The organism is Salmonella sp. 32120201201600049SM, from assembly GCF_017572835.1.
GTDB lineage: Bacteria > Pseudomonadota > Gammaproteobacteria > Enterobacterales > Enterobacteriaceae > Salmonella > Salmonella enterica.
The window spans coordinates 63563-89899 of sequence record NZ_JAGESA010000007.1; the positions used below are offsets into that span (position 1 = coordinate 63563).

Annotated in this window: 28 protein-coding genes; 19 read left to right on the top strand and 9 right to left on the bottom strand. The window is 54.9% G+C overall.

The window, feature by feature from the left end; all coding sequences use genetic code 11:
* Positions 1-42: 42 nt before the first annotated feature.
* Both zntA and J4650_RS15150 read right to left on the bottom strand, forming a co-directional pair.
* Entirely contained in the window at positions 43-2241 is a 2199-nt protein-coding gene (gene zntA / locus J4650_RS15145; protein WP_001748873.1) for a Zn(II)/Cd(II)/Pb(II) translocating P-type ATPase ZntA, read from the bottom strand.
* A gap of 80 nt (positions 2242-2321) precedes the next feature.
* Complete coding sequence (locus tag J4650_RS15150; RefSeq protein ID WP_000964735.1) at positions 2322-2948, bottom strand: lysoplasmalogenase; 627 nt, start codon at positions 2946-2948, stop codon at positions 2322-2324.
* Positions 2949-3089: 141 nt separating this feature from the next.
* Between J4650_RS15150 and J4650_RS15155 the strand changes: the two genes are divergently transcribed.
* On the top strand, positions 3090-3461 hold the full coding sequence (locus J4650_RS15155) for a DUF2500 domain-containing protein (RefSeq protein WP_001635861.1): 372 nt from the start codon (positions 3090-3092) through the stop codon (positions 3459-3461).
* Between the two features lie 21 nt (positions 3462-3482).
* On the opposite strand, the gene J4650_RS15160 is transcribed toward J4650_RS15155, so the two are convergent.
* Together J4650_RS15160 and rsmD are read right to left on the bottom strand one after the other, a co-directional pair.
* Complete coding sequence (locus tag J4650_RS15160; RefSeq protein WP_000906757.1) at positions 3483-3752, bottom strand: DUF1145 family protein; 270 nt, start codon at positions 3750-3752, stop codon at positions 3483-3485.
* Positions 3742-4338, bottom strand: coding sequence for a 16S rRNA (guanine(966)-N(2))-methyltransferase (rsmD, locus tag J4650_RS15165; protein ID WP_000743275.1), 597 nt, complete (start codon positions 4336-4338; stop codon positions 3742-3744). The genes J4650_RS15160 and rsmD overlap by 11 nt, the downstream gene beginning before the upstream one ends.
* 125 nt (positions 4339-4463) lie before the next feature.
* On the opposite strand from rsmD, the gene ftsY reads away from it, so the two are divergent.
* The 5 genes from ftsY to livJ all read left to right on the top strand — a co-directional run bounded on the left by ftsY (position 4464) and on the right by livJ (position 10183).
* The gene (gene ftsY, locus J4650_RS15170; protein WP_001533896.1) at positions 4464-5939 is read left to right on the top strand and encodes a signal recognition particle-docking protein FtsY; all 1476 of its coding nucleotides are present in this window, start codon (positions 4464-4466) and stop codon (positions 5937-5939) included.
* Positions 5940-5941: 2 nt separating this feature from the next.
* Positions 5942-6610 carry a cell division ATP-binding protein FtsE gene (gene ftsE, locus J4650_RS15175; RefSeq protein WP_000617729.1) on the top strand — a complete coding sequence of 223 codons (669 nt, stop codon included), beginning with the start codon at positions 5942-5944 and terminating at the stop codon, positions 6608-6610.
* Entirely contained in the window at positions 6603-7658 is a 1056-nt protein-coding gene (gene ftsX / locus J4650_RS15180; protein ID WP_001081707.1) for a permease-like cell division protein FtsX, read from the top strand. Before ftsE ends, ftsX begins: the two co-directional genes overlap by 8 nt.
* A gap of 245 nt (positions 7659-7903) precedes the next feature.
* Entirely contained in the window at positions 7904-8758 is an 855-nt protein-coding gene (gene rpoH, locus J4650_RS15185) for an RNA polymerase sigma factor RpoH (protein WP_000159621.1), read from the top strand.
* Positions 8759-9079: 321 nt separating this feature from the next.
* Positions 9080-10183 (top strand): branched chain amino acid ABC transporter substrate-binding protein LivJ, encoded by a 1104-nt coding sequence (livJ, locus tag J4650_RS15190; protein ID WP_001533929.1) that lies wholly within the window; start codon positions 9080-9082, stop codon positions 10181-10183.
* A gap of 83 nt (positions 10184-10266) precedes the next feature.
* Here the strand turns inward: livJ and J4650_RS15195 are convergent, their stop codons facing one another.
* Both J4650_RS15195 and panM read right to left on the bottom strand, forming a co-directional pair.
* Positions 10267-10401 (bottom strand): hypothetical protein, encoded by a 135-nt coding sequence (locus J4650_RS15195; RefSeq protein ID WP_001517957.1) that lies wholly within the window; start codon positions 10399-10401, stop codon positions 10267-10269.
* Positions 10379-10762 (bottom strand): aspartate 1-decarboxylase autocleavage activator PanM, encoded by a 384-nt coding sequence (gene panM, locus J4650_RS15200; RefSeq protein WP_000778873.1) that lies wholly within the window; start codon positions 10760-10762, stop codon positions 10379-10381. The genes J4650_RS15195 and panM overlap by 23 nt, the downstream gene beginning before the upstream one ends.
* Positions 10763-11183: 421 nt before the next feature.
* Between panM and livK the strand changes: the two genes are divergently transcribed.
* From livK to ugpQ, 12 genes are all read left to right on the top strand, one after another.
* Positions 11184-12293, top strand: coding sequence for a high-affinity branched-chain amino acid ABC transporter substrate-binding protein LivK (gene livK, locus J4650_RS15205; protein WP_000822976.1), 1110 nt, complete (start codon positions 11184-11186; stop codon positions 12291-12293).
* A gap of 59 nt (positions 12294-12352) precedes the next feature.
* Entirely contained in the window at positions 12353-13279 is a 927-nt protein-coding gene (gene livH / locus J4650_RS15210) for a high-affinity branched-chain amino acid ABC transporter permease LivH (RefSeq protein WP_023183687.1), read from the top strand.
* Positions 13276-14553 (top strand): branched chain amino acid ABC transporter permease LivM, encoded by a 1278-nt coding sequence (gene livM, locus J4650_RS15215; RefSeq protein ID WP_000803764.1) that lies wholly within the window; start codon positions 13276-13278, stop codon positions 14551-14553. Before livH ends, livM begins: the two co-directional genes overlap by 4 nt.
* The gene (livG, locus tag J4650_RS15220; protein WP_000082083.1) at positions 14550-15317 is read left to right on the top strand and encodes a high-affinity branched-chain amino acid ABC transporter ATP-binding protein LivG; all 768 of its coding nucleotides are present in this window, start codon (positions 14550-14552) and stop codon (positions 15315-15317) included. The genes livM and livG overlap by 4 nt, the downstream gene beginning before the upstream one ends.
* Before the next feature lies 1 nt (position 15318).
* Positions 15319-16032, top strand: a complete 714-nt coding sequence (gene livF, locus J4650_RS15225) for a high-affinity branched-chain amino acid ABC transporter ATP-binding protein LivF (RefSeq protein ID WP_000416114.1) — start codon at positions 15319-15321, stop codon at positions 16030-16032.
* Positions 16033-16162: 130 nt separating this feature from the next.
* Positions 16163-16384 carry a type II toxin-antitoxin system Phd/YefM family antitoxin gene (locus J4650_RS15230; RefSeq protein ID WP_023993856.1) on the top strand — a complete coding sequence of 74 codons (222 nt, stop codon included), beginning with the start codon at positions 16163-16165 and terminating at the stop codon, positions 16382-16384.
* Positions 16381-16749, top strand: coding sequence for a type II toxin-antitoxin system death-on-curing family toxin (locus J4650_RS15235; protein ID WP_023202025.1), 369 nt, complete (start codon positions 16381-16383; stop codon positions 16747-16749). The genes J4650_RS15230 and J4650_RS15235 overlap by 4 nt, the downstream gene beginning before the upstream one ends.
* A gap of 258 nt (positions 16750-17007) precedes the next feature.
* Positions 17008-18324, top strand: a complete 1317-nt coding sequence (gene ugpB, locus J4650_RS15240) for a sn-glycerol-3-phosphate ABC transporter substrate-binding protein UgpB (RefSeq protein ID WP_023993857.1) — start codon at positions 17008-17010, stop codon at positions 18322-18324.
* Between the two features lie 104 nt (positions 18325-18428).
* Positions 18429-19316 carry a sn-glycerol-3-phosphate ABC transporter permease UgpA gene (ugpA, locus tag J4650_RS15245; RefSeq protein ID WP_000099303.1) on the top strand — a complete coding sequence of 296 codons (888 nt, stop codon included), beginning with the start codon at positions 18429-18431 and terminating at the stop codon, positions 19314-19316.
* Positions 19313-20158: a sn-glycerol-3-phosphate ABC transporter permease UgpE gene (ugpE, locus tag J4650_RS15250; RefSeq protein ID WP_000572196.1), complete on the top strand. Its 846-nt coding sequence runs from the start codon at positions 19313-19315 to the stop codon at positions 20156-20158. Before ugpA ends, ugpE begins: the two co-directional genes overlap by 4 nt.
* 1 nt (position 20159) lies before the next feature.
* Positions 20160-21230, top strand: a complete 1071-nt coding sequence (locus J4650_RS15255) for a sn-glycerol-3-phosphate import ATP-binding protein UgpC (RefSeq protein WP_000907846.1) — start codon at positions 20160-20162, stop codon at positions 21228-21230.
* Complete coding sequence (gene ugpQ, locus J4650_RS15260; protein ID WP_000073545.1) at positions 21227-21967, top strand: glycerophosphodiester phosphodiesterase; 741 nt, start codon at positions 21227-21229, stop codon at positions 21965-21967. Before J4650_RS15255 ends, ugpQ begins: the two co-directional genes overlap by 4 nt.
* Here ugpQ and J4650_RS15265 read toward each other — a convergent pair.
* Positions 21964-22380: a DUF2756 family protein gene (locus tag J4650_RS15265; RefSeq protein ID WP_023993858.1), complete on the bottom strand. Its 417-nt coding sequence runs from the start codon at positions 22378-22380 to the stop codon at positions 21964-21966. The genes ugpQ and J4650_RS15265 overlap by 4 nt on opposite strands.
* A gap of 125 nt (positions 22381-22505) precedes the next feature.
* Here J4650_RS15265 and ggt point away from each other — a divergent pair, with 125 nt between their 5' ends.
* Positions 22506-24248: a gamma-glutamyltransferase gene (gene ggt, locus J4650_RS15270; protein WP_023993859.1), complete on the top strand. Its 1743-nt coding sequence runs from the start codon at positions 22506-22508 to the stop codon at positions 24246-24248.
* A 44-nt stretch (positions 24249-24292) separates the two neighbouring features.
* On the opposite strand, the gene J4650_RS15275 is transcribed toward ggt, so the two are convergent.
* Positions 24293-25327 carry a phosphotriesterase gene (locus J4650_RS15275; protein ID WP_000675711.1) on the bottom strand — a complete coding sequence of 345 codons (1035 nt, stop codon included), beginning with the start codon at positions 25325-25327 and terminating at the stop codon, positions 24293-24295.
* Positions 25324-26295, bottom strand: a complete 972-nt coding sequence (locus J4650_RS15280; RefSeq protein ID WP_001038949.1) for a DMT family transporter — start codon at positions 26293-26295, stop codon at positions 25324-25326. The genes J4650_RS15275 and J4650_RS15280 overlap by 4 nt, the downstream gene beginning before the upstream one ends.
* Positions 26296-26337 lie beyond the last annotated feature (42 nt).

Sequence of the window (26337 nt, forward strand, 5' to 3'; positions counted from 1 at the left end):
GCGGGATAACCCGGCGACACGACGCCGCCGGGCGGGAGAAGATTAGTTTTTACGCAGCAAACGTAGCGCGTTGGCGGTCACCAATACCGTAGCTCCCGTATCCGCCAGGATTGCCAGCCATAGCCCGGTAAAACCCAGTAGCGTCGTCACCAGGAAAATGGCTTTCAGCCCCAGCGCAATGGTGATGTTCTGCCGGATATTCGCGTGGGTAGCGCGCGCCAGCGTAATCATCTGCGCTAACCCGCGCAGACGGTTATGAGTAAGGGCGGCGTCAGCCGTTTCCAGCGCGACGTCAGTACCGCTGCCCATCGCAATTCCGATACTGGCGGCTTTCATCGCGGGCGCATCATTAATGCCGTCGCCCACCATGGCCAGCGGCGCTTGTTGGTTAAGAGCGGTGACTGCCCGCACCTTGTCTTCCGGCAGTAGCCCGGCTTTAAACGCCAGATCCAGCTCGCCGGCAATCGCTGCCGCCGCCCGTGGGTTATCGCCGGTCAGAATCACGCCGTTAACGCCTAACTGATGCAGGTCGCGGATGGCGTCGCGCGCATCGTCACGCAATGTATCCTGGAGGGCGAGGACGCCAAGTACGGTCTCGTTACGCAGCACCAGAACCACCGTCTGCCCGGCGTTTTCCAGTTCGCTAATTTGCCCGGCAAACGCTGCCGCAGGCTGTTTCCCCGCCGCGCAAATCAGAATACGTTCGCCGTTAACCTGCGCTTCAATTCCGGTGCCGGCCAGCGTTCGCTGCGATTCCGCCGTCGGGATCGCCAGATCGCGTGTCTGCGCTTCGCGGATAATAGCCTGTGCCAGCGGGTGCGTAGCGCCTTGTTCTACGGCTGCCGCCAGCGCCAACAGTTCAGCCTCGCTGATACCGCTTGCCGGATGAATCGCCGTCACCCGTGGTTTACCGATGGTCAACGTACCGGTTTTATCAAAGGCGACCTGCGTGATACGGCCCAGTTGCTCCAGCGCTGCGCCGCCTTTAATCAATGCGCCGCGCCGTGCCGCCGCCGCCAGCCCGGAGGTAATGGCCGCGGGCGTGGAGATCACCAGCGCGCACGGGCAACCGATTAATAGCAGCGTCAGCCCTTTATAAATCCACTCCTGCCAGCCGCCATCGAACATCAGCGGCGGAATAAGCGTCACCAGCAGCGCGATGACCATAATGACTGGCGTATAGATGCGGCTGAAACGGTCAATAAACCGCTCAATGGGCGCACGGCGCTCTTCCGCCTCTTCAATCAGCGTCAGGATACGGTCAATCGCGCTGGCGCCAGGTTCAGATAACACCTCCAGGGTGACGAGACGGTCAACGCTGGTCGCGCCTGCCGGGACTTTGTCGCCCGTTGCGCGCTCCACAGGGATAGACTCGCCGGTGAGCGCGCTTTCATCAAAGCTGGCGAAACCGGAAACCAGTTTACCGTCGGCGGGTAAACGCCCCCCGGCGGCGACTTCGATAATATCGCCCGGTCGCAGGGTATTAATCGCGACCTCTTCCCGTACGCCGTTGCGCAGACGGGTCGCCGTTTCCGGTTTAAGCGCCATTAACGCGCTGACGCCTTTACGGGCGCGGCTGGCGGCCCATCCTTCCAGGCGCTCGCCGATGAGGAACAGCAGCAATACCATTGCCGCCTCCGCCGTCGCGCCAATAAACAGCGCGCCAATGGCGGCGACGCTCATCAGCGTTTCAATAGCGAACCAACTGCCGCTTTTCATCAGCCGCAGCGCCTGGCGGGCAATAGGATACAGACCGACCAGGGTGGTGGCGATAAAGGCCAGTTGGCCGAACGGGTGGTTAAATTGCTCCAGCCCCCAGCTTATCGCCATCATAATGATCAGCGTAATAAGCGGCAGGTTCTCTTTAAGACGAGATTCAGGCGCGGCGTCGCGCGAATCTTCACTACGCAAGGTATAACCCGCCTTCTGTACGGCGTGTTCAATTTGCGCGCGGAGGTCGGTGTCGGCATCGACCACTAACTTTTCGGTGGCGAACAGCACTTGCGCCTGGTTGACGCCGCGAATTTGGCGTACCGCATTCTCCACTTTTCGGGCGCAGGCGGCGCAGTCCATGCCGGAGATTTTCCAGGTATAGCGCGTGCCTGCCACGGCAGTAGAAACAGGCGCGCTGGACGCGCAATGTTCTTCGCAGCAGCAGCTATCGGCCTTCTGTATTGCCGGGGCTAATCTGAAGGAGGTAAAGGGCGGGACTTTTTTGCCATCGGTATCAGGGGTCGACATAACGTCCTCCGGTTGATGATAATTTTCTCATTAACCGGAGGATACACTCTGGAGTCGACTCCAGAGTCAAGCGCTATTATTTACAGGTACAGCGAGCGAACAATCAGGAAGTGTCCTGCAAAGTAGCAGGCGGCGGCAATCGCGTTATCCGCCCGGAAACGGCGGCGGTAATGGCTACCCAGCCAGACGATATTGCCGATGAACAGCAGCGTCGCGCCGGTAAAGGCCGAAAGGGCTGGCGCCGTTGGGCGGAAGAACCACAGTTCGCCCGCCAGCCAGACCATGACCAGCGTCATGGCGATAAAAGTACATACCGGCCAGCGTAGCTCCTCCAGTCGCGTCCAGATAACGGCGATAAGCAACGCGCCGACTATCAGTAACGCCAGCGGCAGCGGCCAGAAGAACGACAACGTCATTTGGCTGGCAAAGTAAATGGTGTAGAGCAGATGCGATAAGAAAAATGCCCCGACGGCGTACAGCAGGCGTTGACGCGGTAAGAGCGTTAACGCATCGCCGACCAGCGAGGCGCACAGTCCGGCCAACACAAGATAACTGATGGCGTCAAACATCGGCGCTTGCCAGGCCAGTAACAGCAACAGTAATAACGTGACGGGCTTAAAAACCCAGCGTTGCCAGGCTGGCCCGCGATAGGAGGCGTCCACATACAGCCATGCGGACAGGCAGACAGCGATAAACGACCAAAGCATCTTAATTCCTTGAATTCGTTATTTTTTCGCAAACGGTATGCTTGCGGCTCTATTATTCAGTGTAGAGGCCGTGACGGTCAGATGACAACACTATAACGGGCAGGGTATGCTTATTTCCGCATTTTCTGACAGGTTAACAGTATGAGTAAGCCACCGCTTTTCTTCATTATAATCATCGCATTAATCGTAGTTGCCGCGTCGTTTCGCTTCGTTCAGCAACGGCGGGAAAAAGCCGCTAATGAGGCGGCGCCGTTACAGCAAAAGCAAGTCGTGGTCAGCAATAAACGGGAGAAGCCGGTCAACGACCGACGCTCTCGCCAGCAGGAAGTGATCCCGGCGGGAACCAGTATGCGCTATGAGGCAAGTTTTAAGCCGCTCAATGGCGGTCTGGAAAAAACGTTCCGTTTACAAGCGCAGCAGTACCACGCTTTGACGGTGGGCGATCAAGGTACGCTAAGCTATAAGGGAACGCGGTTCGTCGGATTTGTTAGCCGTACCCCGGATAACGAATAAACCGTCATCCGGCAGCAAACGTTATTTTTTGTTCTTAAACTTCTTCTGCCAGACCAGCAGCTCAAACACGCCGAACAGGAAAATGCGGATTTTCTCTCCCGTCGTCATCTGCGGACCCGCTTTCGGTATCGTTGATTTCAGCAGCGCCAGTTGCATACCGTGCATCAGCGCCATGAACACCAACGCCACGTTGACGAAGATATTGAGCGGGCGCGGGAAGGGATGCACCAGATTAAGAATCAAAAATGCCCACACGAAGAGCATTAATAAGCGGCCCAGATTAATCAACATCATTTTCTCCTTGCGCGTCGCGCTGATACAGACGATAAGCGACCTGTCCGGCCACCTTTTCTCGATACAATGCCCAGTTCGCCGGAACGGGCGGCAGACCGTTTTCCACCTCGCTTTCTACGTAGATTAGCGCGTCGTCGGCCAGCCATCCCTGGGTTTCCAGCAATTGTAACGTCTCTTCCAGCAGCCCTTTACGAAACGGCGGGTCGACAAAGACGACGTGATGCGGCGTTCCCGGCTGGCTGAGGAAGGCCAGAGTATTGGTATTGACGACGCGAGCATTGTTGGCTTTCAGCGTCGCCAGATTTTTTTGCAACTGCTGCGATACGGCGCGATCCATTTCCAGTAACGTTGCCTGGGCCGCATAACGTGATAGCGCTTCCAGACCCAGCGCGCCGCTGCCGGCAAAGCAATCCAGACAGTGGGCGTCTACCATTACCGGAGCCAGCCAGTTAAATAACGTTTCGCGCACGCGATCGGTGGTGGGACGCAGACCCGGGCTGTCCGGAACCGGTAATTTACGGCCACGCCATTGCCCGCCAATAATGCGGATTTGGCCGCTGCCAGAGTGAGTCGGTTTTTTCATTTCTCTTGCTCGAACCGCCTGTTGCAAGTTATTCCAGGCGGTGATGTGAATTAAGTTAAGTGATAGACTATTTCATCATTTTTTTAGCTTCCATGTATATAGCGCCGCGAGGGGTGTAGTCGCAGATGGCAAAACAGAAAAAACGTGGCTTCTTTTCCTGGTTGGGCTTCGGTGATAAAGAGCAGAAGCAGGAACAGACCGAAGAACAGCAGATTGTTGAGGAACAACGACCGGTTGAGCCCCCTGTTGAGACGGCGGCAGACGTAGACGCGCAAACGCCCGCGCACAGCAAAGCAGAAACAGAAGCCTTTGCGGAAGAAGTGGTGGACGTTACTGAGAAAGTTCAGGAGAGCGAAAAACCGCAGCCGGTAGAGCCGGAGCCCGCGGCGGCCATTGAGACGGCAGCGCCGCAGATCGCGGTGGAACGCGAGGAATTGCCGCTGCCGGAAGAGGTCAAAGACGAGGCTATCTCGCCGGAAGAGTGGCAGGCCGAAGCGGAAACCGTAGAGGTCATTGCCGCGGTAGAAGAAGAGGGCGAAAACGCGGCGAAATTCACCGACGAAGAGCTGGAAGCGCAGGCGCTGGCCGCTCAGGCGGCGGAAGAGGCGGTGATGGTTGTTCCGCCAGCGGAAGAAGACGAGCCGGTGGAAGCGATCGTTCAGGAGCAGGAAAAACCGACTAAAGAAGGTTTCTTTGCCCGCCTGAAACGCAGTCTGCTGAAAACCAAAGAAAATCTCGGTTCCGGATTTATCAGTCTGTTCCGCGGCAAGAAAATCGACGATGATTTGTTCGAGGAGCTGGAAGAGCAGTTGCTCATCGCTGATGTCGGGGTAGAAACCACGCGTAAGATTATCGCTAATCTGACGGAAGGCGCCAGCCGCAAACAGCTTAAAGATGCTGAGGCGCTGTATGGTCTGTTGAAAGACGAGATGGGCGAGATTCTGGCGAAGGTAGACGAACCGCTTAATATTGAAGGTAAAACGCCTTTTGTTATTCTGATGGTTGGCGTGAACGGCGTGGGTAAAACCACTACTATCGGTAAACTGGCGCGCCAGTTTGAGCAGCAGGGTAAATCAGTGATGCTGGCGGCGGGGGATACTTTCCGCGCGGCGGCGGTCGAACAGCTACAGGTCTGGGGACAGCGTAACAACATTCCGGTTATCGCCCAGCATACCGGCGCGGACTCCGCCTCGGTGATTTTTGACGCTATCCAGGCCGCGAAGGCGCGTAATGTGGATGTGTTAATTGCCGATACGGCAGGGCGTCTGCAGAACAAGTCGCACCTGATGGAAGAGCTGAAAAAAATCGTTCGCGTCATGAAAAAGCTGGACGAAGAAGCGCCACATGAAGTTATGCTGACCATTGACGCCAGCACCGGACAGAACGCGGTAAGCCAGGCCAAACTGTTCCATGAAGCGGTAGGCTTAACCGGTATTACCCTGACCAAGCTGGACGGTACGGCGAAAGGCGGGGTGATTTTCTCGGTAGCTGACCAGTTTGGCATTCCTATCCGTTACATTGGCGTGGGCGAACGTATCGAGGATTTGCGTCCGTTTAAGGCGGACGATTTTATTGAGGCACTTTTTGCCCGAGAGGATTAACAATGATTCGCTTTGAACATGTCAGCAAGGCCTATCTCGGCGGGAGACAAGCGCTGCAGGGAGTGACATTCCATATGCGGCCAGGCGAGATGGCGTTTCTGACCGGCCACTCCGGCGCGGGGAAAAGTACCCTGCTGAAGCTAATCTGTGGGATTGAGCGGCCCAGCGCCGGCAAAATCTTCTTCAGCGGGCATGATATTACGCGCCTGAAAAACCGCGAAGTGCCGTTTTTGCGCCGCCAGATTGGGATGATTTTCCAGGATCACCATCTGCTGATGGATCGCACGGTCTATGACAATGTGGCGATACCGTTAATCATTGCTGGCGCCAGCGGCGATGATATCCGTCGTCGTGTGTCGGCGGCGCTGGATAAGGTTGGACTACTGGACAAAGCGAGAAACTTCCCGATTCAACTCTCCGGAGGCGAACAACAGCGCGTGGGCATCGCCCGCGCGGTGGTCAATAAGCCAGCGGTATTGCTGGCGGATGAACCGACCGGGAACCTGGACGACGCGTTGTCGGAAGGGATTTTACGTCTGTTTGAAGAGTTTAACCGCGTAGGGGTGACGGTACTGATGGCGACGCACGATATTGGACTTATCTCCCGTCGTTCCTATAGGCAGCTCGTCCTGAGCGATGGACATCTGCATGGAGGCCTGGCCAATGAATAGGCGCGACGCGATTAACCAAATCAGGCAGTTCGGCGGACGGCTGGATCGACTGCGTAAGTCTCGCGGCGGAACAGGCGGCGGGCGCAACGCGCCAGGACGCCAGAAGCCGACGCCGAAACCGAACTCACGTAAAACGAATGTCTTTAATGAACAGGTGCGCTATGCCTGGCACGGCGCGCTGCAGGATCTGAAAAGCAAACCGCTGGCGACGTTTCTGACGGTGATGGTGATCGCCATCTCCCTGACGCTGCCCAGCGTCTGTTACATGGTCTATAAGAACGTCAACCAGGCGGCGACTCAGTATTACCCGTCGCCGCAGATCACCGTTTATCTGCAAAAAACGCTGGATGATGATGCGGCGGCGCGGGTCGTTGGGCAGCTTCAGGCCGAGCAGGGCGTTGAGAAGGTCAACTACCTGTCCCGTGAGGACGCGCTGGGCGAATTCCGCAACTGGTCGGGTTTTGGCGGCGCGCTGGATATGCTGGAAGAGAACCCGCTGCCAGCGGTGGCGGTGGTGATCCCCAAGCTGGACTTCCAGAGTACCGCCTCGCTTAATACGCTGCGCGACCGTATCTCGCAGATTAACGGCATTGACGAAGTCCGCATGGATGATAGCTGGTTTGCGCGCCTGGCGGCGCTCACCGGGCTGGTGGGCCGCGTGTCGGCGATGATTGGCGTGCTGATGGTCGCGGCGGTCTTCCTCGTTATCGGCAACAGCGTGCGCCTGAGCATTTTTGCCCGTCGCGATACCATTAACGTGCAAAAGCTGATTGGCGCGACCGATGGCTTTATCCTGCGTCCGTTCCTCTATGGCGGCGCGTTGCTCGGTTTTTCCGGCGCGTTTCTTTCACTGATATTGTCTGAAATTTTGGTGATGCGTTTATCATCGGCGGTGACTGAAGTGGCGCAGGTCTTCGGCACGAAGTTTGATCTCAATGGCTTATCGTTCGATGAGTGCCTGTTGCTGCTGCTGGTCTGTTCCATGATTGGCTGGATCGCCGCCTGGCTGGCCACGGTGCAACATTTACGTCACTTTACTCCCGATTGATAAAATCGTGGTATAATCTTTCCCTGCAATGGGCTTCCGTTCGCAGGGAAAGAGTCCCTGTTGTCTCTTCCCCGCGCATCATCTTTATGTCACAAGATTTGTGCAAATTATGCACAGTGTTACATTGAACTTGTGGATAAAATCACTGTCTGATAAAAGAGTGGGTGATATTCTCGTTGCTCATCGGCTTTGGCACGGTTGTTGCTCGCTGACGGTGCCAGGCAATACTGATTGAGAGGATTTGAATGACCAAAGAAATGCAAAATTTAGCTTTAGCCCCTGTTGGCAACCTGGAATCTTATATCCGGGCGGCGAACGCGTGGCCGATGTTATCGGCTGACGAGGAGCGGGCATTGGCTGAAAGGCTGCATTACCAGGGCGATCTGGAAGCAGCTAAAACGCTGATCCTGTCTCACCTGCGCTTTGTTGTTCATATTGCTCGTAACTATGCGGGCTATGGTCTGCCGCAGGCGGATTTGATCCAGGAAGGCAACATCGGCCTGATGAAAGCCGTACGTCGTTTTAACCCGGAAGTAGGCGTGCGCCTGGTCTCCTTCGCCGTACACTGGATTAAAGCAGAAATTCACGAATACGTGCTGCGTAACTGGCGTATCGTTAAAGTCGCAACCACGAAAGCGCAGCGTAAGCTGTTCTTTAATCTGCGTAAAACCAAGCAGCGTCTGGGCTGGTTTAATCAGGATGAGGTTGAAATGGTGGCGCGCGAACTGGGTGTTTCCAGTAAAGACGTGCGTGAGATGGAGTCGCGTATGGCGGCGCAGGACATGACGTTTGACATGTCTTCGGACGATGAGTCCGACAGCCAGCCAATGGCGCCGGTGCTGTATCTGCAGGATAAATCGTCTAACTTTGCCGACGGCATTGAAGACGATAACTGGGAAGAGCAGGCCGCTAACCGACTGACCGATGCGATGCAGGGGCTCGACGAGCGTAGCCAGGATATTATCCGCGCTCGCTGGCTGGACGAAGACAATAAGTCTACGTTGCAGGAGCTGGCCGATCGTTACGGCGTCTCCGCTGAGCGTGTGCGCCAGCTTGAAAAGAACGCCATGAAAAAGCTTCGCGCTGCGATCGAAGCGTAATCTTCGCGAATTGCCAATGAACCCTCGAATGTGAATTCGGGGGTTTTGTTTTTTGTAGGCCGGATAAGGCGTTTACGCTGCTATCCGGCAACACGTTTGCCCGATGTCGCTTCGCTTATCGGGCCTACGGGCCCTTCCTCTCCCCCACCGACACAAATCTGTTATCTGGATGTAAATTTAGCTATTCCAAAATAATAAAAATCGGGTATGTTTTAGCAGAGTATGCTGCTAAAGCACGGGTAGCTAGCCAATAATCGAAATAAAGTGCTGAACAATAACGCCACAACACACGTAACAACCAGAATAATGGGGATTATCAGGATGAATATGAAGGGTAAAACGTTATTGGCAGGATGTATCGCCCTGTCATTAAGCCATATGGCATTCGCAGAGGACATTAAAGTCGCGGTTGTCGGCGCGATGTCCGGTCCGGTGGCGCAGTATGGCGACCAGGAATTTACCGGTGCGGAGCAGGCAATTGCCGATATCAATGCGAAAGGCGGTATTAAAGGCGATAAGCTCGTCGCGGTGAAATATGACGACGCCTGTGATCCGAAACAGGCGGTAGCGGTCGCTAACAAAGTGGTGAACGACGGCATCAAGTATGTTATCGGTCACTTATGCTCCTCTTCCACACAGCCAGCGTCTGATATCTACGAAGACGAAGGCATCCTGATGATAACCCCGGCGGCGACCGCGCCGGAGCTGACCGCGCGCGGCTATAACCTGATTTTGCGCACCACCGGTCTGGACTCTGACCAGGGGCCAACGGCGGCAAAGTATATTCTGGAGAAGGTAAAACCGCAGCGCATCGCGATTATCCACGATAAGCAGCAGTACGGCGAAGGGCTGGCGCGCGCGGTGCAGGACGGTCTGAAGAAAGGCGGCGTTAACGTCGTATTCTTTGACGGCATCACCGCTGGCGAAAAAGATTTCTCCACTCTGGTTGCGCGCCTGAAGAAAGAGAATATCGACTTTGTCTACTACGGCGGTTATCACCCGGAAATGGGGCAGATTTTGCGCCAGTCCCGCGCCGCAGGGCTGAAAACCCAGTTTATGGGGCCGGAAGGGGTGGCGAACGTGTCACTGTCTAATATCGCCGGAGAGTCAGCGGAAGGCTTACTGGTCACCAAACCGAAGAACTACGACCAGGTCCCGGCGAACAAACCGATTGTGGATGCCATCAAAGCCAAGAAACAAGATCCTAGCGGCGCATTCGTGTGGACCACCTACGCCGCGCTGCAATCCTTACAGGCGGGTCTGAACCAGTCTGACGATCCGGCGGAAATTGCCAAATACCTGAAAGGCGCCACGGTCGACACCGTAATGGGACCGCTGTCGTGGGATGAGAAGGGCGATCTGAAAGGATTTGAGTTCGGCGTATTTGACTGGCATGCGAACGGTACGGCGACAGACGCTAAGTAATTTTCCTGGCGCCTTTCGCGCTGCAGGTGCGTTGGCTACGTTATTCAACCCCGGTCACTTACTTATGTAAGCTCCCGGGGATTTCATAACTTGCCGCCTGCCTGCAACGCGAAATTCTTGGAAAATTGCGAGGTGGTTTTTATCTTTTCTCCCGGCATGTAGGCCGGATAAGCGTCAGCGCCATCCGGCTTTCTTTTAGCGCTTCTCCCAGCCGTCATGCTGTGCGGTAAAGCCTAACGCCTGCATAAACGCGGCCATCACGCTGCGGTCTTCAACACCGACATCTGCCATCCACCACGACGAGACGTTGGGATTATCGCGGATGACTTCTTCTACCAGATATTGCCCGACGCCGCGGCGGCGGGTGATTTCACGCACGCGTAAGGAATCCAGCGCGCCCTGCGTTCCGCTCAGCGTCACTCTTACGGCGCCCAACAAACGCTCGTTAAACCGCGCGGCATAAATCCGGTGCGTTTCATCTACGCTTAATGAGGAGGCGGAATATTCCGGCCAGATTTTGCCCAGATCGATCTGATCCTGAGCGCTAAAGTGTTCTAAACGAAGAATGGTCAGCTTCATCGACGGCTTGTCCCGATTTCAAAAGATGCGATCAGTGTACCGAAACAGGCAGGCCAGATGCTTTCTCTTTTTTGTGTCATTTACCAGGTTATTAATTTTTTAACAACGATAATTACAGTTTGAAGCATTAGAGAATGGAAAACAGGCAGCATAATTCCCTGAATGCTAGTGAATTATTCCACTTAATATGCCGTTATTTTATGCTGACAAGCGTGCTTTTTTTTGTTTATCTATAGCGAAAAGCAGAATATTATCTTTTCTTAATAGACTGAAAAATAGAGATTTTAATCTTATTATGCTTTAAATGCTGCGCTAACTCATTAATGAGTCAGTAAAAAGCGCACCATTTATAAAAAGTACAGTCTGCTTTTTAACCAGCAAAAAACAAAACATATAACATCACGAATGGGGATACAGGCACATGAAACGGAAAGCGAAAACAATAATCGCAGGGATTGTTGCATTAGCAGTCTCGCAGGGGGCAATGGCAGATGATATTAAAGTCGCCATAGTCGGGGCGATGTCCGGCCCGGTAGCGCAATGGGGCGATATGGAATTTAACGGCGCGCGCCAGGCCATTAAAGACATCAACGCTAAAGGCGGTATTAAAGGCGATAAGCTGGTCGGCGTAGAGTACGATGATGCCTGCGATCCAAAACAGGCGGTGGCGGTGGCCAACAAAATCGTTAACGACGGTATTCAGTACGTTATTGGTCACTTGTGTTCTTCTTCTACTCAGCCAGCATCCGATATCTATGAAGATGAAGGTATTCTGATGATCTCCCCGGGGGCGACTAACCCGGAGCTGACCCAGCGCGGCTATCAGTACATTATGCGTACCGCCGGCCTGGACTCCTCCCAGGGGCCAACGGCCGCAAAATACATCCTGGAAACGGTGAAACCGCAGCGCATCGCTATCATTCACGATAAACAGCAATACGGCGAAGGACTGGCGCGCTCTGTGCAGGATGGTCTGAAGCAGGGCAATGCCAATATTGTCTTTTTTGATGGTATTACCGCCGGCGAAAAAGATTTCTCCGCCCTGATTGCTCGCTTGCAAAAAGAGAATATCGACTTTGTGTATTACGGCGGCTACTACCCGGAAATGGGGCAGATGCTGCGCCAGGCACGGGCTAATGGCCTGAAAACGCAATTTATGGGGCCGGAAGGCGTGGGTAACGCGTCGCTGTCCAATATTGCGGGTGGTGCGGCGGAAGGCATGTTGGTGACGATGCCAAAACGTTATGACCAGGACCCGGCGAATAAAGCGATTGTCGAGGCGCTGAAAGCCGACAAGAAAGATCCCAGCGGTCCGTATGTCTGGATCACCTACGCCGCCGTCCAGTCGCTGGCGACCGCAATGACGCGTAGCGCCAGCCATGCGCCACTGGATCTGGTGAAAGATCTTAAAGCTAACGGGGCTGATACCGTTATTGGGCCGCTGAAATGGGATGAAAAAGGCGATCTTAAGGGATTTGAATTTGGCGTCTTCCAGTGGCACGCCGACGGCTCGTCAACCGTCGCGAAGTAATGCCAGAAGATAAGTTATCCCACCGCCCGCACGCCGGGCGGGTTTAGAAAGGTTACCTTATGTCCGAGCAGTTTCTCTATTTCTTGCAGCAGATGTTTAACGGCGTCACGCTGGGGAGCACCTACGCGCTGATTGCTATCGGTTATACGATGGTGTACGGCATTATCGGCATGATCAACTTCGCTCATGGCGAGGTGTATATGATCGGCAGCTACGTCTCTTTTATGATCATCGCCGCGCTAATGATGATGGGAATAGACACCAGTTGGCTCCTGGTGGCCGCCGGATTTATCGGCGCGATTATTATTGCCAGCGCCTACGGCTGGAGTATCGAGCGAGTCGCTTACCGGCCCGTGCGCAACTCTAAGCGCCTGATCGCCCTGATTTCCGCCATCGGGATGTCCATCTTTCTGCAAAACTACGTCAGCCTGACGGAAGGTTCGCGCGACGTGGCGTTACCCAGCCTGTTTAACGGCCAGTGGATTGTGAGCAGCAGCGAAAACTTTTCCGCATCCATCACCACCATGCAGGCGGTTATCTGGATAGTCACCTTTCTGGCTATGCTGGCGCTCACCATTTTCATTCGCTACTCCCGGATGGGCCGCGCCTGCCGCGCCTGCGCGGAGGATCTGAAAATGGCCAGCCTGCTCGGCATTAATACCGACCGCGTCATTGCGCTAACGTTTGTTATCGGCGCGGCAATGGCGGCGGTGGCGGGCGTGCTGCTCGGCCAGTTCTATGGCGTGATTAACCCCTACATCGGTTTTATGGCCGGGATGAAAGCGTTCACCGCGGCGGTGCTGGGCGGGATTGGCAGCATTCCGGGCGCGATGATCGGCGGTCTGATTTTGGGCGTCGCCGAAGCGCTCTCGTCTGCATATTTAAGTACCGAATATAAAGATGTCGTATCGTTCGCTCTGCTGATTCTGGTACTGCTGGTGATGCCGACCGGTATCCTAGGGCGTCCGGAGGTAGAGAAAGTATGAAACCGATGCATATTGCGATGGCGCTATTCTCTGCGGCGATGTTCTTCGTTCTGGCTGGCGTCTTCATGGGCGTACAACTGGAGCTGGACGGCACCAAACTGGTGGTGGATACCGCCGCCGACATCCGCTGGCAGTGGATCTTTATCGGTACGGCAGTGGTTTTTTTCTTTCAGTTGCTGCGTCCGATGTTCCAGAAAGCGGTGAAGCACGTCTCCGGACCGAAGTTTATTCTGCCGGCGATCGATGGCTCTACCGTTAAGCAAAAGCTGTTTCTGATGGCGCTGCTGGTTATCGCCGTGGCGTGGCCGTTTATGGTGTCGCGCGGTAGCGTCGATATCGCCACTATGACCATGATTTATATCATCCTCGGTCTGGGGCTGAACGTGGTGGTAGGGCTGTCCGGCCTGCTGGTATTGGGCTACGGCGGCTTTTACGCCATCGGCGCTTATACCTTTGCGCTGCTCAACCACTATTATGGTTTGGGTTTCTGGACCTGCCTGCCGCTGGCGGGACTGGTCTCCGCCGCTGCTGGTTTCCTGCTCGGCTTCCCGGTACTGCGTCTGCGCGGCGACTATCTGGCGATTGTGACGCTCGGCTTCGGCGAAATCGTCCGTATCCTGCTGCTCAACAACACGGAAATTACCGGCGGCCCGAACGGTATCAGCCAGATCCCGAAACCGACGCTGTTTGGTCTGGAGTTTAGCCGCAACACCCGCGAAGGCGGCTGGGATACCTTCAGCAATTTCTTTGGCGTGAAGTACGACCCATCCGACCGGGTCATTTTCCTTTATCTGGTGGCCCTGTTGCTGGTGGTCCTGTCGCTGTTTGTCATTAACCGCCTGCTGCGTATGCCGCTGGGCCGGGCGTGGGAAGCGTTGCGTGAAGATGAGATCGCCTGTCGCTCATTAGGTTTAAGCCCGACGCGCATCAAGCTGACCGCTTTTACTATCAGCGCCGCGTTTGCCGGTTTCGCCGGGACGTTGTTTGCCGCCCGCCAGGGCTTTGTCAGCCCGGAATCTTTCACCTTCGCCGAATCCGCCTTCGTGCTGGCGATTGTGGTGCTGGGCGGAATGGGCTCGCAGTTTGCGGTGATCCTGGCGGCGGTTCTGTTGGTGGTGTCGCGCGAGTTGATGCGCGATTTCAACGAATACAGCATGTTGATGCTCGGCGGTTTGATGGTGTTGATGATGATCTGGCGCCCGCAGGGATTGCTGCCGATGACGCGTCCGCAGTTGAAGCTGAAAAGTGGTCAGGCGAAAGGAGAGCAGGCATGAGTCAGCCATTATTAGCGGTTAACGGCCTGATGATGCGCTTTGGCGGTTTGCTGGCGGTCAACAATGTATCGCTGGAATTGCGTGAGCGGGAAATTGTGTCGCTGATTGGCCCTAACGGCGCGGGTAAAACGACGGTGTTTAACTGCCTGACCGGTTTTTATAAGCCGACAGGCGGTACGATCACGTTGCGCGAGCGGCATCTGGAAGGATTGCCGGGCCAGCAGATCGCCCGCATGGGCGTGGTACGTACTTTCCAGCATGTGCGCCTGTTTCGCGAAATGACGGTGATTGAAAACCTGCTGGTGGCGCAGCACCAGCAACTGAAAACGGGCCTCTTTTCCGGCCTGTTGAAAACGCCCGCTTTCCGCCGCGCGCAAAGTGAAGCGCTGGACCGCGCGGCGACCTGGCTTGAGCGTATTGGCCTGCTGGAACATGCCAACCGCCAGGCCAGTAATCTGGCCTACGGCGACCAGCGCCGGCTGGAGATTGCCCGCTGCATGGTGACGCAGCCAGAAATTCTGATGCTCGACGAACCGGCGGCTGGCCTTAACCCGAAAGAGACCAAAGAGCTGGATGAGCTGATTGCCGAACTACGTAACCATCACAACACCACTATCTTGCTGATTGAACACGATATGAAGCTGGTGATGGGCATTTCCGATCGCATTTACGTGGTGAACCAGGGCACGCCGCTGGCGAACGGCACGCCGGAAGAGATCCGCAACAACCCGGACGTCATCCGCGCTTATCTGGGTGAGGCATAAGATGGAAAAAACGATGTTAACGTTTGAAAAAGTCAGCGCCCACTACGGCAAGATTCAGGCGCTGCACGACGTCAGTCTGCACATCAACCAGGGGGAAATCGTTACCCTGATTGGCGCTAACGGCGCGGGGAAAACGACGCTGCTTGGCACCTTGTGCGGCGATCCGCGCGCCTCCAGCGGACGGGTGGTGTTTGACGGTAAAGACATCACCGACTGGCAGACGGCGAAAATCATGCGTGAAGCGGTGGCGATAGTGCCGGAAGGGCGGCGCGTCTTCTCGCGGATGACGGTAGAAGAGAACCTGGCGATGGGCGGTTTTTTTGCCGAGCGCGATCGGTTTCAGGAGCGTATCAAATGGGTGTACGAGCTGTTTCCGCGCCTGCATGAACGCCGTATCCAGCGAGCGGGCACCATGTCCGGCGGCGAACAGCAGATGCTGGCGATTGGCCGCGCGCTGATGAGCCAGCCGAGGCTATTGCTGCTGGATGAACCGTCGCTGGGGCTGGCGCCGATCATCATCCAGCAGATCTTCGACACCATTGAGCAGTTGCGCGAGCAGGGTATGACCATCTTCCTTGTCGAGCAAAACGCTAACCAGGCGCTGAAGCTCGCCGACCGCGGTTATGTGCTGGAAAACGGCCACGTGGTGCTATCCGATACCGGTGATGCACTGCTGGCGAACGAAGCGGTGCGCAGCGCCTATCTGGGCGGTTAGACTGTGCCAGGGGGAAGCGCGTGCGCCGCCCCCGGTAACGGCAAGCGGTAAAATTTTTCAAAAGAGCCTGATGGCTCTTTTTTTGTACGTGTTTGTTGTACAATAAACATGTACAACTGGGGAGATGTTTATGCGTACGGTTAACTATAGCGAAGCGCGGCAAAATCTGGCCGAAGTCCTGGAAAGCGCGGTGACGGCGGGCCCTGTCACCATCACGCGTCGTGGGCATAAGTCCGCAGTGATCATCAGCGCCGAGGAGTTTGAGCGTTATCAGACGGCGCGAATGGATGATGAGTTTGCTGCCATTATGGCGGTTCATGGCAATGAGCTCAGGGATCTGGCGGATAAATGACCCTACAACTTATCTCAGCGGAAGAGATAATTCAGTTTCACGACAGGCTTCTCCGCGTTACGCCTGGTGTAACAGGCATGCCTGATCCTGGCCGCGCGGAAGCGCTAATGTACCGGGTACTCAATCAAATCGAATATGAAGGGGTGACCGACGTGTGGCTGCTGGCGGCAATGCATTTGCTCGCTATATCCCGTTGGCATATCTTCAATGATGGTAACAAACGCACCGCCTTATTTATTACGCTGCTGTTTTTAAAGCGTAACGGGATCTCACTCGCTGCGAATCCGGATTTTGTCGATATGACAGTCGATGCGGCGGCAGGGCGGCTTACGCTGGAGCAAATTGCCGTTCGCTTACGCGCCTGAGATGTTAATCCCGGCGACGCTCCGCCTGGTTGAGTTACGGCATGTGCGCCGCCCCCGGGAATAATGTCGTACCTATCCGTGCCGTAGCTCCCACTTTTCTTTTCCGGCGCTTTCACTGCCTTGCCATCTCTCTGTCGCCTTACTATCTTTTTTTTGTAATAAAAAAGTTATTTTTCTGTCATTCGAGCATGTCATGTTACCCCCGCGAACATAAAACGCGTGATATCGCGCATCCCGGCACAAAAAGAGAGATAACCGATGATATCGTTACGACATACAGCTTTAGGACTGGCGCTAAGTCTGGCATTTACGGGTCAGGCGTTGGCCGTCACCACTATTCCATTCTGGCATTCAATGGAAGGGGAGTTAGGCAAAGAAGTTGATTCACTGGCGCAACGTTTCAACCAGGCCAATCCGGATTACAAAATCGTTCCGGTCTATAAGGGGAACTATGAACAGAACCTGAGCGCCGGGATCGCGGCATTCCGTACCGGCAACGCGCCGGCAATATTGCAGGTTTATGAGGTTGGGACAGCGACCATGATGGCCTCGAAAGCCATTAAGCCGGTTTATGAAATGTTTAAAGACGCCGGTATTAACTTTGACGAGTCCCAGTTTGTACCAACCGTTGCAGGCTACTACACCGATGCTAAAAGCGGGCATCTGCTCTCCCAGCCCTTTAACAGCTCCACGCCGGTACTGTACTACAACAAAGACGCCTTTAAGAAAGCCGGTTTAGATCCGGAACAGCCGCCGAAAACCTGGCAGGAGCTGGCTGACTATACCGCGAAACTGAGAGCGGCAGGCATGAAATGCGGTTACGCCAGCGGCTGGCAAGGTTGGATCCAACTGGAAAACTTCAGCGCCTGGAACGGTCTCCCCTTCGCCAGTAAAAACAATGGTTTTGACGGTACAGATGCGGTGCTGGAGTTTAATAAGCCAGAGCAGGTGAAACATATCGCGCTGCTGGAAGAGATGAATAAAAAAGGCGATTTTAGCTATGTTGGGCGTAAGGACGAGTCTACCGAGAAGTTTTATAACGGTGACTGCGCGATGACAACCGCGTCCTCCGGTTCGCTCGCCAATATCCGCCAGTATGCCAAATTTAACTATGGCGTGGGTATGATGCCGTACGACGCTGATATCAAGGGCGCGCCGCAAAACGCCATTATCGGCGGAGCCAGCCTATGGGTCATGCAGGGTAAAGATAAAGAAACCTATACCGGCGTCGCCAAATTCCTCGACTTCCTGGCAAAACCGGAAAACGCTGCTGAATGGCATCAAAAAACCGGCTACCTGCCGATTACCACCGCCGCCTACGAGCTGACCCGCGAGCAGGGTTATTACGATAAAAACCCCGGTGCGGATATCGCCACTCGCCAGATGTTGAATAAGCCGCCGTTACCCTTCACCAAAGGCTTGCGTCTGGGCAATATGCCGCAGATTCGTACCATCGTGGACGAAGAGCTGGAAAGCGTCTGGACCGGGAAGAAAACCCCACAACAGGCGTTGGATACCGCGGTGGATCGCGGGAATCAGTTACTGCGTCGTTTTGAGAAAGCGAGCAAATCTTAAGTGTATAAGTGCCTGATGGCGCTGCGCTTATCAGGCCTACAGCATTTGTAGGCCGGATAAGGTGCTTGCACCGCCATCCGGCACCTTCCAGGAAAAGAACCTTCATGTCATCATCCCGTCCGGTGTTCCGCTCGCGCTGGCTGCCGTATTTACTGGTTGCCCCGCAGTTGGTTATCACCGTTATTTTCTTTATCTGGCCTGCGGGCGAAGCGCTGTGGTATTCGCTGCAAAGCGTCGATCCGTTTGGTTTTTCCAGCCAATTTGTCGGGCTGGAGAATTTTGTCGCGCTTTTTCACGACAGTTATTATCTCGACGCCTTCTGGACGACGATTAAATTCAGCGCGCTGGTCACATTTAGCGGCCTGCTGGTCTCGTTGTTTTTCGCCGCCCTGGTGGATTACGTGGTGCGCGGCAGCCGTTTTTATCAGACGCTGATGCTGCTGCCTTATGCCGTCGCGCCCGCCGTCGCCGCCGTATTGTGGATTTTCCTGTTTAACCCGGGGCGGGGATTAATCACCCATTTCCTCGGCGAATTCGGCTATGACTGGAACCATGCGCAAAACAGCGGTCAGGCGATGTTCCTGGTGGTATTTGCGTCAGTCTGGAAGCAGATTAGTTACAACTTTTTATTCTTCTTTGCCGCGCTGCAATCCATTCCCCGCTCGCTGGTGGAAGCGGCGGCCATTGACGGCGCCGGGCCGATTCGTCGTTTCTTCCGGCTTTCTTTGCCGCTTATTGCGCCGGTCAGTTTCTTCCTGCTGGTGGTCAACCTGGTGTATGCCTTTTTCGACACCTTCCCGGTGATCGACGCCGCGACCGCCGGCGGGCCGGTACAAGCCACCACGACGCTGATTTATAAGATCTATCGCGAAGGGTTTACCGGCCTGGATCTCTCGGCGTCCGCCGCGCAGTCGGTAGTGTTGATGTTCCTCGTCATCATTCTGACGGTGGTGCAGTTCCGCTATGTGGAAAGTAAGGTGCGTTACCAATGATAGAGAATCGTCGCGGGCTGACAATATTCAGCCATACCATGCTGATTCTGGGGATCGCGGTCATTTTGTTTCCGCTGTATGTCGCGTTTGTCGCGGCGACGCTGGACGACCGTGCGGTGTTTGAGACGCCGATGACGCTGCTTCCCGGCACGCAGTTACTGGAGAATATCAAAACTATTTGGGTCAACGGCGTCGGTGTTAATAGCGCGCCATTCTGGCTGATGATGCTTAACAGTTTCATTATGGCGTTCAGCATTACGGTAGGCAAAATCACGGTATCTATGCTTTCCGCATTCGCCATCGTCTGGTTTCGTTTTCCCCTGCGTAACCTGTTCTTCTGGATGATTTTTATCACCCTGATGTTGCCGGTTGAAGTGCGTATCTTCCCGACGGTGGAAGTGATCGCCAACCTGAAAATGCTCGACAGCTATGCCGGTCTGACGCTACCGCTGATGGCGTCCGCTACCGCCACTTTCCTGTTTCGTCAGTTCTTCATGACGCTTCCGGATGAACTGGTGGAGGCGGCCCGTATTGACGGCGCGTCGCCGATGCGCTTTTTCCGCGACATCGTGTTGCCGCTGTCAAAAACCAACCTGGCGGCGTTATTCGTCATCACCTTTATCTACGGCTGGAACCAGTATCTGTGGCCGCTGTTGATTATCACCGACGTGAATCTTGGCACTGCCGTAGCGGGTATCAAAGGGATGATCGCTACCGGCGAAGGTACCACGCAATGGAACCAGGTGATGGCGGCAATGTTGCTCACCCTTATCCCTCCGGTCGTTATCGTTTTAGCCATGCAACGGGCGTTTGTGCGTGGTTTAGTGGACAGTGAGAAATAAAATGGCTGGTTTAAAACTACAGGCAGTAACCAAAAGCTGGGACGGCAAAACCCAGGTCATTCAACCGCTGACGCTGGACGTGGCGGATGGCGAGTTTATCGTGATGGTCGGGCCGTCCGGCTGCGGCAAATCAACGCTGCTGCGGATGGTGGCCGGTCTGGAACGCGTGACCAGCGGCGATATCTGGATTGATCGCAAACGGGTCACCGAGATGGAGCCCAAAGATCGCGGCATCGCGATGGTATTTCAGAACTATGCTCTCTATCCCCATATGAGCGTAGAGGAGAACATGGCGTGGGGACTAAAAATTCGCGGTATGAGCAAAGCGCATATTGAAGAACGCGTGCGGGAGGCGGCGCGCATTCTGGAGCTGGACGGCCTGCTTAAACGCCGTCCACGCGAGCTTTCCGGCGGTCAGCGGCAGCGCGTGGCAATGGGGCGCGCGATCGTCCGCGAGCCGGCAGTCTTCTTATTCGACGAACCGCTCTCTAACCTCGACGCCAAGCTGCGCGTGCAGATGCGTCTGGAGTTACAACATCTGCATCGTCGCCTTCGTACCACCTCGCTCTATGTTACTCACGATCAGGTAGAGGCGATGACGCTGGCCCAGCGGGTGATGGTGATGAATAAAGGCGTCGCAGAACAGATTGGCACGCCGGTAGAGGTGTATGAAAAACCGGCCAGTCGCTTCGTGGCGAGCTTTATTGGCAGCCCGGCGATGAATCTGTTGGACGGCGTTATCAGCGCTTCCGGCGACCGTTTCGAATTGCCTGGCGGTCTGGCGTTGCCGATAAGTGCGGACTATCGGGGTCATGCCGGACGTAAAATGACGCTGGGTATCCGCCCGGAGCATATTGCGTTAAGCTCGCAGGCGGAAGGCGGCGTGCCGTTAACGGTAGACACGCTGGAGATTCTGGGCGCGGATAATCTGGCGCATGGGCGCTGGGGCGATCAGAAACTGGTGGTGCGGTTGGCGCATCAGCAGCGCCCGGCGGCGGGCAGTACGCTATGGCTGCATCTGCCGGAACATCAGCGGCATCTTTTTGATGGCGAAACAGGACAACGTGTATGAGTAACTGGCCTTATCCCCACATTGTCGCCCATCGCGGCGGCGGTAAACTGGCGCCGGAAAACACTCTGGCGGCGATTGACGTGGGCGCGCGATACGGGCACACCATGATTGAGTTTGATGCCAAGCTGTCGAAAGACGGCGAAATTTTCCTGCTGCATGACGATAACCTGGAGCGCACCAGCAACGGTTGGGGCGTGGCGGGCGAGTTGAACTGGCAGGATTTATTGCGTGTGGACGCTGGCGGTTGGTTTAGCGGCGAATTTAAAGGCGAGCCGCTGCCGCTGCTCTCGCAGGTGGCGGAGCGCTGCCGTAAACACGGCATGATGGCGAATATTGAGATCAAACCGACAACGGGGAGCGGAAAGCTAACAGGACGCGTCGTGGCGTTGGCCGCCCGCGAACTGTGGGCCGGGATGACGCCGCCGCTGCTTTCTTCCTTTGAGATAGAGGCGCTGGAGGCGGCGCAGGCGGCAGCACCTGAACTGCCGCGCGGGTTACTGCTGGATAAATGGCGTGAAGACTGGCGTGAACTGACGACCCGTCTGGGCTGTGTTTCCCTCCATCTCAACCATAAATTACTCGATGAGACGCGAGTGCAAGAGATTAAGGCCGCGGGTCTGCGGATTCTGGTGTATACCGTCAATCAGCCCCAGCGGGCGGCAGAGCTGCTGCGCTGGGGCGTGGATTGTATCTGCACCGATCGCATTGATGACATCGGCCCTCACTTTCAGTTTTAAGGGCTGATAGTTTTCAGCGGGATGTCAGGCTGCGGCGTCCCGCTGTCCTGCTGCAACATTGGCTGGGAATGGTTTAGCATCCGGTCCGGATTTCCGCTGCCGCTGAGCATTCCGCCCTGCGTATTGGGCAGCGTTTGCTGACCGAGCATACCGTTGCCCGGCTGTCCCTGCTGAACCCGCTGCGTATTGGCATTCAACTGCGACTGTAGATTTTGCTGCTGGCTGCGCGCCTGCGCTTGCATCTGTTGTTTCAACATACCCTGCCGCTGAATCTGCTGCGTTTGCATCTGCGTCTGCATACGCTGCTGGCTGGGAATCTGATAACCTGGCTGATTAGGATTATTCATAGTGTTAATTGGCTGGGCCAATACAGCAAAGGGTAACAAAGCCGTAATAAGTAGTAAGCGTTTCATTGTCGTCTCCTCCCGATGAGGCCTCTTTTTAAGTGTACCTCTATTTCGCCATGATGATGATTTTTTAAGCGTTGTGGACCAGGATTAAACGGGACATACACCCATTTATCTGGAGAAAAACAACGATGAAACCAACGTTTATGCGCTGGGTGGCGATCGCCGCTCTGCTGGCCGGGGGGACGTTTAGCGCGGTGGCCAATCCTCCCGTCGCGCCGCCAGTCTCCTATGGTGTTGAAGAAGATGTCTTTCATCCTGTGCGGGCGACGCAAGGGATGGTGGCCTCGGTGGATGCAATGGCGACGCAGGTTGGCGTGGATATCTTAAAGCAGGGCGGTAATGCCGTGGATGCCGCCGTCGCCGTGGGCTATGCGCTGGCTGTCACGCATCCGCAAGCCGGAAATCTGGGCGGCGGGGGATTTATGCTGCTGCGCACTAAAGATGGCGCTACCACGGCGATCGATTTTCGTGAAATGGCGCCTGCTGGCGCGACCCGTGATATGTTCCTCGACGATCAGGGTAACGCCGATGCGAAAAAGTCGCTGACGTCGCATCTGGCATCCGGTACGCCGGGTACCGTGGCGGGGTTCTCGCTGGCGCTGGAGAAATACGGCACGATGCCGCTGAATAAAGTGGTGCGTCCGGCGATGAAGTTGGCGGAAGAGGGTTTTGTGGTTAACGATGCGCTGGCCGACGACTTAAAAACTTACGGCAGCGAAGTGATCCCCAACCATGAGAACAGCAAAGCCATTTTCTGGAAAGACGGCGAGCCGCTGAAAAAAGGCGATAAGCTGGTCCAGAAGAATCTGGCGAAAAGCCTGGAAATGATTGCCGAAAACGGCCCGGCTGCGTTTTATAAAGGGGCGATTGCCGACCAGATTGCCGGGGAAATGCAGAAGAACGGCGGTCTGATGACCAAAGAGGATTTAGCCAGCTATAAAGCCGTTGAGCGTATGCCAATCAGCGGTGACTATCGCGGGTATCAGGTCTTCTCCATGCCGCCGCCATCCTCGGGCGGTATTCACATCGTACAGATCCTTAATATTCTTGAAAATTTCGACATGAAGAAGTACGGCTTTGGCAGCGCCGATGCCATGCAAATCATGGCGGAAGCGGAAAAATACGCCTACGCTGACCGCTCAGAGTATCTGGGCGATCCGGACTTTGTGAAAGTGCCGTGGCAGGCGCTGACCCACAAAGCCTATGCGAAAACGCTGGCCGATCAAATTGATATCAACAAGGCCAAACCTTCCAGCCAGATAAAACCGGGCAAGCTCGCCCCGTATGAAAGCAACCAGACCACCCACTTCTCGGTGGTGGATAAAGACGGCAATGCTGTGGCGGTGACCTATACCCTGAACACCACCTTCGGCACAGGAATTGTGGCGGGAAATACCGGTATTCTGCTGAATAATCAAATGGATGATTTTTCTGCTAAACCCGGTGTACCTAATGTTTATGGCCTGGTAGGCGGCGATGCTAACGCGGTCGGTCCGAAGAAGCGTCCGCTGTCGTCGATGTCGCCCACTATTGTGGTAAAAGATGGCAAAACCTGGCTGGTGACCGGCAGTCCTGGCGGGAGTCGAATCATCACTACTGTGCTGCAAATGGTAGTGAACAGCATTGATTTTGGCATGAATGTCGCCGAAGCGACCAACGCGCCGCGTTTCCATCATCAATGGTTGCCGGACGAACTGCGGGTAGAAAAGGGCTTCAGTCCCGATACGCTGAAGTTGCTGGAACAGAAAGGGCAGAAAGTGGCGCTGAAAGAAGCGATGGGCAGTACCCAAAGTATTATGGTTGGACCGGATGGCGAACTGTATGGCGCGTCTGACCCGCGTTCGGTGGATGATTTAACGGCGGGATACTGATTTTTAATTCCAGGCCCGGTGTCAGACACCGGGCTATTTGCAGATTATGCCGTGAGTAATCGGGCTGGATTATCAATACAAAGCTTGCGCAGAGTATCGTTGTCTACTCCGCGAGCAGCCAGATAGGCGAGGAAGACATTCGGGACAAACCCCCAGCCATTTCCGCCATTTTTCGCCCACATCTGTTTGAGAAAAACATCATGGCTTAAAACGATTTGGTCGGCGTAACCCAGTACAATCAGATTCGCTACTGCATCTGCGGTCTCCTGAACGCCCGGCGCGACACCTTCTTTTGGGAAGGTGATGTCCAGACCAATCATGTCAAATTCAAGCCATACGCCACGGTCGAGCATTTTACGTTGATAGACGACATCTTTTCCTGAAGGGTCCGAATGCGCCAGCGAGACTTTTGCCGGAGAGACGTTCATTTCTTCCAGCACGATATCCAGCACCTCATCCCCCAGCCGCAGCCACCCCGGCATATGGATATTCATCGCCGTATGGGGGTTGTTACATTGTGCCAGAGACGCTGCCCGCAGGCTGTTACGCTCCGCTTGGGTAAACGCGGGGGATACGCCGATTTCACCGATCATGCCAGCGCGAATATCCGTCTCGCCAATACCCTGATTCAGTTCTTTATCAATGAGTGAGGCTAACAGCTCAACAGGTTTATGGATCCGGGTACTTTCAAATTTCTCCAGATAAGGTCCGGATGACGCAACGATATTCAAACCCGTTTTTAAGGCAACTTCTCGCAGCGCTGAGGCGTCCCGTCCAATGGATTCTGATCCGGTGGCGTCGACAATCGTCCTGCCGCCTAAAGACATAAAATTATTGATTTCGAAGATAACATCATCAATCTCTTTGCGGTCCATGTTATCGGCGCAGCAGTATGGGTCGTGTTTCAGCCCCCACTGCAGGTCAGCACTGACTTTCTTTCCCACCAGTTGCTGTGAAAAAGCATAATGTGGCTCGTCTACGACCGAAGACAGATCGTTAAACAGATGTTCATGCGGTAGCGTCAGCCCCATATCCGTATGCGCCACCGGGCCTGTTACGGTTTGCAGGAAACCTTTCATTCTGACACCTCCATTCTTTGCGCCATTTTGGATGCTCTGTATTCAGGGATGGTGGTCACAATCGCACCGACTAACGCGAACAGCGTACCGATGATGGTGACCAGGTAGACCGTATTGCCTAATGAAGGGATCAATTCATCAATTAGCACTGAGCCAAGCAGTTGGCCTGCTGTTGACGCTACGCCCAGCATCAATAGCCCTAAGCCTCTCACCAGAATCGCCATTAGCCCGATGGACAGCAGACCCAGCGGACCACCGAGATACATCCACCATGTATCGGGTAACTGGATGGTGACATGGCCTAATGCGATACGTATCGCCAGCGCTGCGCCCAGGACACAAAAGCCGACGATGAAGTTCCATGTAATGGACACCAGCATGGAGCCCGTTGCCTCGGCGACTTTAGCATTCCCCGCAGGCTGCCAGCCAGCGAGTAACCCGGCCAAAAAGGGGAGGATAGCGAGCAGGATAAACGAGGTTGAGTGCCACTGTGGCGACACGACAAAAATGGTGGCGATAACGGCGAACAATGCGCCAGTAATGCGCCATGGCGTAAAATATTTCTTCTCCTCCACACCGATGCCAAAACGGTCGCACAGCAGGCCGGAAAGAAGCAGAGCGGAAATTAATGCCGTTTGAAAGGTGGCAACGCCCAGCGCGCTGGCGGATGCGCCTTCAGAAAATACGACCATCGCCCCGCATAATCCTGCAAACCAATTCCATAGCGGGATTTTTCTCTTTTTAATCAGAGTAGGGATTGAGGCGAATTGCTGGCGTGTTTCTTTGCGCGCAATAATAATAAAAAACATGACGACCAGACCGCTGGCAAACGAGATTACTGCGCAAGCATTACCGTCTTGTAACCAATGTCCTAACTGCCCATTAACGGCAGACTGCATCGGGGAAAGCATACCGGCTAAGATGGTGGCAAGCATCAGTAAGGGGGTTGAGTACTTATTCTTGTTCATACATCAATCCTTATATTTTATAAAAGGAGTAACTTTCGTTAC